Origin of the sequence: Almyronema sp., from assembly GCF_052168255.1 — a bacterium.
Taxonomy (GTDB): domain Bacteria; phylum Cyanobacteriota; class Cyanobacteriia; order Phormidesmidales; family Phormidesmidaceae; genus Sphaerothrix; species Sphaerothrix epifaneia.
Window position 1 is genome coordinate 1 of the sequence record NZ_JBQLZL010000044.1, and the last position, 10,160, is coordinate 10,160.

The window sequence follows — 10,160 nt, forward strand, 5'->3', positions numbered from 1 at the left end:
ACCTTGTCCGCAAATATCACTTCCCCATCAGCTCCCCAATCATCTGAATAGCAACCCTGCTCAACACAACGATGGAAACTCAAATAAAACCATTGCTGAGGAGCGTCCAATAACAGATGATGGACAGGATCTTTAAACATCCCAGAATATTGGATTGCTGACTACGCGGGATTAGGAAGTACTCGACACATTGGGAAACCCAAACAGCCGACCCTTTCCATCTGCACACTAGCGGATGGAGAGTATAAAATTCAGCAGCTTCGAGGCAGTGAGATGGTCGTTTCTTCAACCTTTCCACAGTTGAAACTAACGGCTGAACAAGTTTTGAAGGCTAATAGGTAGCCAAGCGGCATAAAAACTCCAACACGGTGGACAAGCGAAAGCTGCTGCTGCGGAGTTAAGGGTTGTCTACCGCCACTGGTTAGGAACGTTAGCTGGCTTAGTCTACTGATTAAAGCAGAGCCGTTAACCTCATTGCAGTTCCGAGTAAGCTAGAGATCAGTCTCTGATCAGGGCTGACAGCCAGCCAAAATCGCTATAGGCTAAACAAGCAGGCATCGCTTTTTGTCATGGTTCGCCTAAAAATTGTTCAGCATTACGACAGCAGCTTTACGCTAGCCCCAGAAGCCAGAGCTACCTTGTTTGAGCTACTGCGAGAACCCAGCTTTCTCAAGCAGATCTCTCAGCAAGCGGGTTTCGAGCAAGTGGAATTTACCGAACTGCTCTTTCAGCCTATTCCCTACACAGAAGCAACCCCCAAAGGCATGCCTGCCGAGTTTGAGCCTTATCATCAATCTGCTGATCATGCTTTGGTGAATGTGCCGCCCCCCTTCATGTTTAAAGCCAAAATCTTTAAGCCCAGTCGATTGTGTGCGATTTACCGACGGGTAGAAACCAAGCGATGACCTTTCAGACTTCAATTCCTGCCTTAGCTGACCTCAATGCCATCGCTTATTTAGATGAAAGTGGCCAAATTCCTGAACAGTTTCAGGGCAAAGTCGGCATTTACGCCATTTTTGACTCAGATCATCGGCTTCAGTATGTTGGCTACTCTCGCGATGTCGCCCTTAGCTTGAAACAGCATCTCATGCGACAACCGCTAGCCTGCTACTGGCTCAAAGTAAAAACCATCGATCGCCCTAACCGCACCATTTTAGAAAGCATTCGCGACGCCTGGATTGCGGAAAACGGCCAAACCCCTGTAGGCAACGACGCTGACGCCGATCGCTGGAATCAGCCTGTAGATGCCAAGTTAACGATGACGGCGGCGGAAAAACAGCAGTTTGCCGAAACTGACGAGCTAGGACAAATCAAGCTGCTCAAGCAGGTGGCGCGTCGGGTGGAAGCTGATATTTTAGACTTACTTAAACAACGGGGGGTGCAGATGGATTTGCGCTTTAACCCGAAGCTAAAAGAGCAAGGACTGTTAGATTTAAAGTAAACAGCGCACAGGTTAGCGATGACCGCTTCTGCAGAAATGGGACAAATTGAGGTGGAGACGCTGGCTCAACGGCTAGCGGCGGCTGAAGACCTTCAGCTAATTGACGTGCGAGAAGCGGACGAGTTAGCGATCGCTCGGCTTGATGGCTTTGACCATTTGGCGCTCAGCGACTTTAGCCAGTGGGCCGAACAAATTCAAACCCGCTATGACCCCGAGGCCGAAACGATTGTGATGTGTCATCACGGCTTCCGTTCAGCCCAGATGTGTCAATGGTTAATTAGCCAGGGGTTTACGCAAGTCAAAAACCTAGTCGGCGGCATTGATGCCTATTCGTGCCGGGTTGATCCCACCGTTCCCCGTTATTAAGCTGGGGTGTTTTAGTCGGCTACTGGTTTCTGTCAACCACAGGGTTAAGAAATGAATTCAGACGGGTACCCTGCCGTCATAGCCCTTCACAGCCACCCATAGTTGTTATGCTAAGCCAGCTTACCCAACTCAGCCTCGACACCGACGGACGCTACGCCACCGATGCTGAGCTGATGTTTTTGCAAAGCTACCTCAAAACGGCTCGTTTGCGCTTTGGCGCTTACCAAAAAATTCAGGCGGCAGAAGCCAAGATCATCGATCAGGTTTATCAAAAACTAAAAGCGATCGATGCTTCTTTGTTGAAAAGTGGCAGCACTGACCTCAGCCAGAAGTGGAAAACGGACACAGTGCGAGTTTTGCGCTACGCGGCGACGGCTTTGTTAATTGACGATCCTGATACCTTCCGCGAACGAATGCTGCTTTGGTTTCAAACCATTATGCGCTCTTTCAAGGCTGAGCGTAGCTGCAATGCTACCTACGTAATTATGCAAGACGTAGTTAAGCAGGTACTTTCGCCTCAAGAGGCTGAGCTATTTTGCCCAATTTTAGAAATGAGCCGCGAAATTTTAGGGCAAGGCTAGCAATATAGACCAGAAGCCCAACCCCACGCCAACAACCCAGCGTTAAACAAAAGGCACCAAAAAAATAACATAAACCAAAAAGCCGACTAAAACTCCGTAGCTACAGGAAAGGATGCCTCGGAACGATTTGGTATCATCTCGCCAAAAAATAGTCGCCAGGGTACCGGAAAACAAAAGTTCGCCAATTGGAAAAGTTTCGTGATTAATCAGTCTGACAACTAACATCAAGATGATGAGCCAGACTGCATAAATAAAGAAAATATTGAACAGCGGCACCCGGTGCTGCGAACGAAAAAGCTGGCTATAGCGCCCAATATAGGTCAGCACAATGACAGGCAGAAACGTAGCGGCAAGGCTACGCACCCCAGAGCCAACACTGTTGTCAAAACTGGCTACTACGAAATAGACAATAAAGCCACCCAGGATGGCAACCGTTGTGGCGATCGCTAGGAAGTTCACAGCCGTCAAAAATCGATTAGAACCAGATTTTTTAGACCGATTAGGTTGTTTATTAATCACACCTGAGACTCCTTAACGTGCGGTTAGCGATCGCGATTTGTCAGCCCCATTACTCAGCATCAAGCGGTTCAAACTGCGCTTTAGCAGCGCCGCACTGAGGACAGACCCAATCATCTGGAATGTCTTCAAACGCAGTTCCCGCTTCTATGCCAGAATCTGGATCTCCTTGTTCTGGATTGTAAACGTAGCTGCAGGCAAGGCAACGGTACTTTTTCATTACTTTTTCATTTCGCCAATCGTTTTTATCCTACAGGGCAGATATAGCCATCGCCACTAAGGTTGAGACACTGTAATTGCTCTGGCTGTCGCCACTAGCGTTAAGCCACTTCAATCACTGAAAGCCTCTGGCAGAAAAGCTTTCTGCTGTCTGCCGCTTTAGCCTTTGGCTATCATACCAACCGGGTTGCCGCTGACCATCAGGCTGAAGATTGATGCCGCTGACCTTGACTGCCAGACAGACCAAAAGCGCACTACCGCACACCTCAGTCTGTCTGAGCGATCGCCTATTAGGTAATAACAGTCGGCTGGTCGCGGCCTGTCAGCGCTTTGATCTGAGCAATTTCATCGGCTAGCTCAATCAAAGGGGCTAGTGCAGCCTGCGTTTCTACCTCATGTTTAGCTGGGTCAGGCTCGTAGCTTTCGAGATAAACCCGCAGCGTGGCTCCCTTCGTACCCGTACCAGACAGGCGAAAGACAATGCGAGAACCGTCGGTAAAACCAATGCGAATACCCTGCTTTTCACTCACGCTGTTGTCTACCGGATCGCGGTAGCTAAAGTCGTCTGCATAGGCAACTTGATAATCGCCCAATGGTTGCCCTTTCATTTCTTTGACGGCATTCCGCAGATTGGCCATGAGTTGATTGGCGGGTTCTGAAGCCACTTCTTCATAGTCGTGTCGCGAATAGTAGTTGCGGCCATAGGTCTGCCAATGTTCTTTGACAATCGCTTCTACCGATTGTCGGCGCACAGCGAGAATATTTAGCCAAAATAGCACAGCCCACAGCCCGTCTTTTTCGCGCACATGGTCAGATCCGGTGCCAAAGCTTTCTTCGCCGCAGAGGGTCGCTTTACCCGCATCTAGCAAGTTGCCAAAAAATTTCCACCCTGTAGGCGTTTCATAGCAGTCAATCCCCAGGTTTTCAGCAACGCGATCGACGGCTTGGCTGGTGGGCATTGAGCGAGCAACACCTGCTAGCCCAGCGCGATACCCCGGTACGAGTTTGGCATTGGCTGCTAAGACGGCCAGACTATCGCTGGGCGTTACAAAAAAGTGATTGCCCAAAATCATATTGCGATCGCCGTCTCCATCTGAAGCCGCGCCAAAGTCAGGAGCCTGATCGCCAAACATGGTTTCGACTAGGTCGTGGGCATAGACTAGGTTGGGGTCGGGGTGGCCACCGCCGAAATCTTCTAACGGTTCGCCATTGAGGACGGTTCCGGCAGGGGCATTGAGCCGCCGTTCTAAAATGGCTTTGGCATAAGGCCCGGTAACGGCGTGGAGTGAATCCATGCACAGGCGAAACTGCCCGGAGGTGACAAACTGCTGAATCTGGTCAAAGTCAAAAATGGATTCCATCAGTGAGGCGTAGTCTGTGACAGAATCAATCACCTCAACCCGCATAGAGCCTAGCTGCGTCGAGCCGATATGGTCGAGGTCAATGTCGTTGGCTTCCAGGATTTTGTAGTGGTCAATCTCTTGGCTCCGCTGAAAAATCGCTTGCGTCACCTTCTCCGGTGCAGGCCCACCGTTTTCGGTGTTATATTTGACGCCAAAATCGCCTTGGGGGCCACCCGGATTGTGGCTAGCCGATAAGATAATGCCGCCTAGAGCTTTGTATTTGCGAATAATGCAGGAAGCAGCCGGGGTCGATAGAATGCCGCCTTGCCCTACCATGACGCGGCCTAGCCCGTTGGCGGCTGCCATTTTGAGAATAATTTGAATGGCCGGACGGTTGTAGTAGCGCCCATCGCCGCCGAGTACCAGGGTTTGACCTTGAAGGTTGTCGAGGCTGTCAAAGATAGACTGAATAAAGTTTTCTAGATAGTTTTCCTGCTGAAAGACGGGAACCTGCTTGCGCAGTCCAGAGGTTCCTGGTTTTTGATCAGAATAGGGTTTGGTTGCAACTGTGCGGATAGACATTGAAATATCCTTCCCAAGCGTTTTTTGAGCGACACTCGCGATTTCGCATCGACGAAGGCATAGCCTCCCTCAAGATAATAGTGGGAAGGGGTTCTTTTTCTCAGTCTCTAGTGGGGGTTTTTCAGACAAATCAGACGACACGCAGGGATTTGGCTAACCAAACCCCTGGTGCAAGGCCGTACTTTATCAGCGATCGCCTGTGCTAGCGTTAACGCCGAAACGGACGGTTACCAGCGCGATCGCCCCAGCGTTCTTGTAGGCTAGTGCGGATTTGCTGTTGTTGCTCGTCGGTTAGCACCGCTGCGGCAGCTTCTCGGCTAGACTGAAAAACCTGCCAAAGCTGGCTTTTTTGGGTGTCAGTCAAATCGGCAGCTTGAATGGCTGTGCGGATATTTTGCTGGCTTTGCAACGTGCTAAAAAACTGATCGATTTGCGCAGGGGTCAAAATCGCTTCTACCTGGCTGCGGGTGTCTTGCCGCAGGGTGTCTAGCTGAGCCTGCTGGTCAGCCGTGAGGTTTAGCTCTGCTAAAATCGGCAACTGAAAATCTTGAGCCTGGGCGCTAACGGTTGTTAGGGCTGTGGCCGAAACCGCCAAGGCGATCGCCGCTGCACTACCTGCTAGCCACTTTTGCAAGTTAATCTTCATGGGATGATCTCCGGGATAAAAACTGAGTTTTTGTCAGCTGACATCCCTATGCTAAAAATTGGCAGCGACGGCCACCTGAGGCAAAGGTCACGACTGGGGCATGACTTTTTTCACAGCTTCGAACCGCACCAAGGCGATCCCACCTTGGCCAACCCTAACCCCAGCTAGCTGTAGAGCCTAGAAATCGGTGTGATGGGCGATCGCCTGCGCCATTTTCTCTAGAACCTCAGACACCGCCATCGTTCCGAGTTCTCCCGAAGCCCGCGTCCGAATACTCAAACTATTGCTTTCAACTTCCTTCGCACCGACAACCGCCATCACCGGAATTTTGGCTTTTTCAGCATTGCGGATGAGCTTACCTAGGCGATCGCCACTGGTATCAACCTCAACCCGAATTTGCTTTTGTCGAAGCTGTTCAGCTACCTGCTGCACAAAACCTAGCTGCTCCTCGGTAACGGGCAACAGCCGAATCTGTACTGGCGCTAGCCACAGCGGAAAGTCACCGGCATACTCTTCAATCAAAATACCAATCAACCGTTCTAGAGAACCAAAAGGTGCCCGATGAATCATCACTGGCCGCTGCCGGGTGCCATCTTCGGCCACGTATTCTAACTTAAAGCGCTCAGGCAAATTGTAGTCTACCTGTACGGTGCCAAGCTGCCACTCGCGATCGAGGGCATCGGTGACAATAAAGTCAAGCTTTGGCCCATAAAAAGCCGCCTCGCCAATGCCTTCAAAATGGCTCATGCCTAAGGTTTCGACGGCGCGACGAATGGCATTTTCGGCTTTATTCCACGCCTCATCCGAGCCGATGTACTTGTCAGACTGCGGATCTCTAAAGCTAAGCCTAGCCCGGAAGGACTTATCTAGCCGCAGCGCCTTGAGGATGGATTGAATTAAATCCACCACCTTGAGAAACTCATCATCAAGCTGCTCTGGCGTTACAAACAGGTGGGCATCGTCTTGGGTAAAGCCGCGTACCCGTGTGAGTCCGCCGAGTTCGCCTGACTGCTCGTAGCGATAAACCGTACCAAATTCAGCCAGCCGCAGCGGCAACTCCCGGTAAGAGCGCAGCGTAGACTTATAAATTTGAATATGGAACGGACAGTTCATCGCTTTTAGCACAAACCCTTCCGCTTCTGACTCGCCCATCATTGGGAACAAGTCATCCTTATATTTCTGCCAGTGCCCAGAAATCTTAAACAGCTCTACCCGACCAATATGGGGCGTCACTACGGGCTGATAGCCGCGTTTGATCTGTTCCTGCTTGAGAAAATCTTCCAGCGTCGATCGCAAAATAGTGCCCTTAGGGGTCCACATCGGTAGCCCTGGCCCTACTTCGTCTGAAAACACAAACAGACCCAGCTCTTTACCCAGCTTGCGGTGATCGCGCTTTTTCGCTTCTTCCCGCCGCCGCTGATATTCTTGTAGCTGCTCTGGCGTTTCCCAAGCTGTGCCGTAAATGCGCTGCAATTGTGCCCGCTTTTCATCCCCGCGCCAGTAAGCCCCAGCCACGCTTTCGAGTTCAAAAGCTTTTGGGTTTAGCGCTTTGGTGCTGTCAACGTGTGGCCCAGCACAAAGATCCCACCACTCTTGCCCCAAATGGTAGAGCGTAATCGGCTCTTGCAGTCCTTCTAAGATTTCTAGCTTGTAGGGTTCTCCTAGCTGCTCAATTCGCTTTTTGGCTTCTTCGCGGCTTAGCTCTTCTCGTTCAACGGGTAGCCCCTTGTTGATGATTTTGATCATCTCTTTTTTGATCGCCTTGAGGTCTTTCTCCGTAAACGGCTCAGGGTGATCAAAATCGTAGTAGAAGCCATAGTCAATCCAAGGGCCAATGGTTACTTGAGCCTTTGGAAATAACCGCTGCACAGCCATCGCCATCACATGAGAAAAGGTGTGACGAATACGCTTGAGCTGCTCTGACTCATCTGTACGGGGCAGATGGATTTTTTCTGGTGGCGCTGGAACGGCGTTGGCGGCTGCTTGAGACATTAGAAACTAGGAAAGCTGACAAAGGAAACGGCTAAACAAACAAAACTGTGTAAACGCAGGGCTAGATCAATCCTAATGGGATTTCACGGCCTTCACCATCGCGTCTCAAAGAACGAAATCGTTAACCAGGCGATGCGCTTCTCTCTATCTTAACGACGGCACTCCGAAACCGGATGACAAACTTTAACGACTGACGCAGCAGGCGTCACAAGTCGTTAAGCAGCCCGGTTGAGCGTAGCTAAGTATGGTACCGGGTTTTAACATTAAGAGGTAAGCTAGGCAAATATAGCTAGGCAGATATACACAGTCACCGAGGCGCGGGAAAAGTCATGATGGGCAACGAGTCTTCCCAATTAAATGCCACAGGCACGCTTTCAGAGCGGGAACTGCAAATTGTTGAACTAGTCGCTTTGGGTTTGACCAATCAGGAAATTTCTGAGCAACTAGAAATTAGCAAGCGCACTGTCGATAACCATATCAGCAATATTCTCACCAAAACGGCTACAGGCAACCGCGTGGCCTTGGTGAAATGGGCGTTGCAATGGGGCAAGGTGTGTCTTGAAGACGTTAATTGCTGCCCCTTGCCCAACATTTCCCCTAAGGGAATGGCTTAGCAAAGACTTTTTACTACAATTTTTCTCATGGGTCAGACCAGTTCGATTTCATCTTCATCTGTCAACCCCGACGATGCCCCCAAGCAACTACAGTTTCAGCTACGCTGCCCGCGTCTGCCTTTAGCGGTATATCGAGAAGTGGCGGCTCATTTACGGCAGATTGATCAGGTTGAAACGGGTTTGCTGCCCCAAACCGCTCAGGAATTTGACTATTTGCAAAGCCAGGTGGGAGGCTTGTGGATTCGCTATCCGGCTGAGTCAGCAGAGACGTTTCAAGCGCAGGTAGAAGAGATTTTGACTTACTACGGCGATCGCTACGGCGCTTGGGAAAACATTGGTCGTTAGCCGCTTTCCACTACAATACGATGGGCTAGTTTGAATCGTGAAAGAAAGCTGATGGGGACGCTACAAAAGCTGACGGGAACAGAAGATATCCTGCCGCTGACCCAATATGTTGGGCAGGAGGTCAAAGTCGCGGATGTAGCGATTTGGCAAACCGTAGAAGCCACGGCGCGAGGCATTTTGCACCGGGCGGCTTACCGCGAAATTCGCACGCCGATTTTTGAGCAGACGGCTTTGTTTGAACGCGGCATTGGTGAAGCCACAGATGTGGTGGGCAAGGAGATGTATACGTTTAAAGATCGCGGCGATCGCGCGGTGACGCTGCGACCCGAAAATACGGCTGGAGTGGTACGAGCCTATATTCAGCACAATCTCTATGCCCAAGGCGGTGTTCAGCGGCTCTGGTATACGGGGCCAATGTTTCGCTATGAGCGTCCGCAAAAAGGCCGCCAGCGCCAGTTTTCGCAGTTAGGGGTAGAGGTATTGGGCAGTCGAGATCCCAGAGCCGACGCAGAAGTGCTGGCGATCGCGACGGATATTTTGCAGGCACTTGGCCTTAAAAACCTCAGCTTTTACCTCAACTCGGTAGGCAATCAGCGCGATCGCCAGGGGTATCGAGAGGCGCTAGTGGCTTATTTAACGCCCTATAAAGATGATTTAGATGCCGATTCGCGCGATCGCCTCAGCCGCAACCCCCTACGGATTCTCGACAGCAAAGATCCGCAGACCCAAGCGATTGTGCAAAGCGCCCCCAGCATTTTGGATCATCTCTGCGACGACTCTAGGCGGCACTTTGAAACCGTGCAGCAAATTCTGACAGATTTAGGTATTGTTTACGAGCTAAACCCCTGCCTGGTCCGAGGGCTAGACTACTACACCCATACCGCCTTTGAAATTCAGTCGGCTGACTTGGGGGCGCAGGCTACGGTGTGCGGCGGTGGTCGCTACGACGGTTTGGTAGCTGAACTGGGCGGCCCCGATACGCCAGCGGTGGGCTGGGCCATTGGCCTAGAGCGGCTTACGCTGTTGTTGCAACAGTTGCATGAATCTAAGCCGCCCCAGCTAGATTTTTATATCGTGTCGCGGGGAGAAGCGGCAGAGCGGCAAACGCTGGCGATCGCCCAAACCTTGCGTCAAGCAGGTTTTTCAGTTGAAATTGACCTGAGTGGTTCGGCCTTTGGCAAGCAGTTTAAGCGAGCCGATCGCAGTGGCGCGGTAGCCTGCTTAATTTTGGGAGACAGCGAAGCCGAGAATAAAACCGTGCAGCTCAAGTGGCTGAAGTCAGGCGATCAGCAAGAGCTAACTCAGGCAGGCTTGTCTGACGCGATCGCCCAACTCAAGCAGCAAATTCAAGCCAACCGATCAAACTGATCAGCTTATTCAGTGGCATACCAGCGAACATGCGGGCGATCGCAGTTGTTAAGCCATCGCCCCCCGCCTTGCAACCCTCCAATGCCCACAAGCCACCAACGCAAGCTCCCCCCTTCTCCCCCTCTCCCCCTCCCCCCTCCCCCCTCC

12 protein-coding genes and 1 pseudogene are annotated in these 10,160 nt (G+C 51.2%); 8 read left to right on the plus strand and 5 right to left on the minus strand.

What is annotated here, in order from left to right:
* Positions 1-132: 132 nt before the first annotated feature.
* The 5 genes and pseudogenes from ACTS3T_RS10990 to ACTS3T_RS11010 all read left to right on the plus strand — a co-directional run.
* A pseudogene (locus ACTS3T_RS10990) lies at positions 133-342 on the plus strand (Uma2 family endonuclease); the annotation flags it as partial.
* A 227-nt stretch (positions 343-569) separates the two neighbouring features.
* On the plus strand, positions 570-905 hold the full coding sequence (locus tag ACTS3T_RS10995) for a hypothetical protein (protein WP_462934941.1): 336 nt from the start codon (positions 570-572) through the stop codon (positions 903-905).
* Complete coding sequence (locus tag ACTS3T_RS11000; protein WP_462934942.1) at positions 902-1,441, plus strand: GIY-YIG nuclease family protein; 540 nt, start codon at positions 902-904, stop codon at positions 1,439-1,441. Before ACTS3T_RS10995 ends, ACTS3T_RS11000 begins: the two co-directional genes overlap by 4 nt.
* An 18-nt stretch (positions 1,442-1,459) precedes the next feature.
* Positions 1,460-1,807 carry a rhodanese-like domain-containing protein gene (locus ACTS3T_RS11005; RefSeq protein ID WP_462934943.1) on the plus strand — a complete coding sequence of 116 codons (348 nt, stop codon included), beginning with the start codon at positions 1,460-1,462 and terminating at the stop codon, positions 1,805-1,807.
* A 107-nt stretch (positions 1,808-1,914) separates the two neighbouring features.
* Positions 1,915-2,388: a globin family protein gene (locus tag ACTS3T_RS11010; protein WP_462934944.1), complete on the plus strand. Its 474-nt coding sequence runs from the start codon at positions 1,915-1,917 to the stop codon at positions 2,386-2,388.
* Positions 2,389-2,430: 42 nt separating this feature from the next.
* Here the strand turns inward: ACTS3T_RS11010 and ACTS3T_RS11015 are convergent, their stop codons facing one another.
* From ACTS3T_RS11015 to thrS, 5 genes are all read right to left on the minus strand, one after another.
* Positions 2,431-2,907, minus strand: a complete 477-nt coding sequence (locus tag ACTS3T_RS11015) for a hypothetical protein (RefSeq protein ID WP_462934945.1) — start codon at positions 2,905-2,907, stop codon at positions 2,431-2,433.
* A gap of 49 nt (positions 2,908-2,956) precedes the next feature.
* A complete protein-coding gene (gene rd, locus ACTS3T_RS11020) occupies positions 2,957-3,124 on the minus strand; it encodes a rubredoxin (protein WP_462934946.1) in 168 nt (55 codons plus the stop codon).
* 289 nt (positions 3,125-3,413) lie between these two features.
* Positions 3,414-5,048 (minus strand): alpha-D-glucose phosphate-specific phosphoglucomutase, encoded by a 1,635-nt coding sequence (locus ACTS3T_RS11025; RefSeq protein ID WP_462934947.1) that lies wholly within the window; start codon positions 5,046-5,048, stop codon positions 3,414-3,416.
* Positions 5,049-5,256: 208 nt separating this feature from the next.
* Positions 5,257-5,694, minus strand: coding sequence for a hypothetical protein (locus ACTS3T_RS11030; RefSeq protein ID WP_462934948.1), 438 nt, complete (start codon positions 5,692-5,694; stop codon positions 5,257-5,259).
* Positions 5,695-5,871: 177 nt separating this feature from the next.
* A complete protein-coding gene (thrS, locus tag ACTS3T_RS11035; RefSeq protein ID WP_462934949.1) occupies positions 5,872-7,686 on the minus strand; it encodes a threonine--tRNA ligase in 1,815 nt (604 codons plus the stop codon).
* A 329-nt stretch (positions 7,687-8,015) separates the two neighbouring features.
* On the opposite strand from thrS, the gene pedR reads away from it, so the two are divergent.
* The 3 genes from pedR to hisS are packed head-to-tail and all read left to right on the plus strand — an operon-like array spanning position 8,016 to position 10,013.
* Positions 8,016-8,300, plus strand: coding sequence for a photosynthetic electron transport-dependent transcriptional regulator PedR (gene pedR / locus ACTS3T_RS11040; RefSeq protein ID WP_462934950.1), 285 nt, complete (start codon positions 8,016-8,018; stop codon positions 8,298-8,300).
* Positions 8,301-8,327: 27 nt separating this feature from the next.
* Positions 8,328-8,645, plus strand: a complete 318-nt coding sequence (locus tag ACTS3T_RS11045; protein ID WP_462934951.1) for a hypothetical protein — start codon at positions 8,328-8,330, stop codon at positions 8,643-8,645.
* Positions 8,646-8,696: 51 nt separating this feature from the next.
* A complete protein-coding gene (gene hisS / locus ACTS3T_RS11050) occupies positions 8,697-10,013 on the plus strand; it encodes a histidine--tRNA ligase (RefSeq protein WP_462934952.1) in 1,317 nt (438 codons plus the stop codon).
* Positions 10,014-10,160: the final 147 nt, after the last annotated feature.

Bases quoted from the DNA above. Each gene is read 5' to 3' on its own strand.
- ACTS3T_RS11010 (WP_462934944.1), top strand. From the start codon at position 1,915: ATGCTAAGCCAGCTTACCCAACTCAGCCTCGACACCGACGGACGCTAC.
- ACTS3T_RS11000 (WP_462934942.1), top strand. From the start codon at position 902: ATGACCTTTCAGACTTCAATTCCTGCCTTAGCTGACCTCAATGCCATC.
- thrS (WP_462934949.1), bottom strand. From the start codon at position 7,686: ATGTCTCAAGCAGCCGCCAACGCCGTTCCAGCGCCACCAGAAAAAATC.
- ACTS3T_RS11025 (WP_462934947.1), bottom strand. From the start codon at position 5,048: ATGTCTATCCGCACAGTTGCAACCAAACCCTATTCTGATCAAAAACCA.
- ACTS3T_RS11030 (WP_462934948.1), bottom strand. From the start codon at position 5,694: ATGAAGATTAACTTGCAAAAGTGGCTAGCAGGTAGTGCAGCGGCGATC.
- hisS (WP_462934952.1), top strand. From the start codon at position 8,697: ATGGGGACGCTACAAAAGCTGACGGGAACAGAAGATATCCTGCCGCTG.
- rd (WP_462934946.1), bottom strand. From the start codon at position 3,124: ATGAAAAAGTACCGTTGCCTTGCCTGCAGCTACGTTTACAATCCAGAA.
- ACTS3T_RS10995 (WP_462934941.1), top strand. From the start codon at position 570: ATGGTTCGCCTAAAAATTGTTCAGCATTACGACAGCAGCTTTACGCTA.
- ACTS3T_RS11045 (WP_462934951.1), top strand. From the start codon at position 8,328: ATGGGTCAGACCAGTTCGATTTCATCTTCATCTGTCAACCCCGACGAT.
- ACTS3T_RS11005 (WP_462934943.1), top strand. From the start codon at position 1,460: ATGACCGCTTCTGCAGAAATGGGACAAATTGAGGTGGAGACGCTGGCT.
- pedR (WP_462934950.1), top strand. From the start codon at position 8,016: ATGATGGGCAACGAGTCTTCCCAATTAAATGCCACAGGCACGCTTTCA.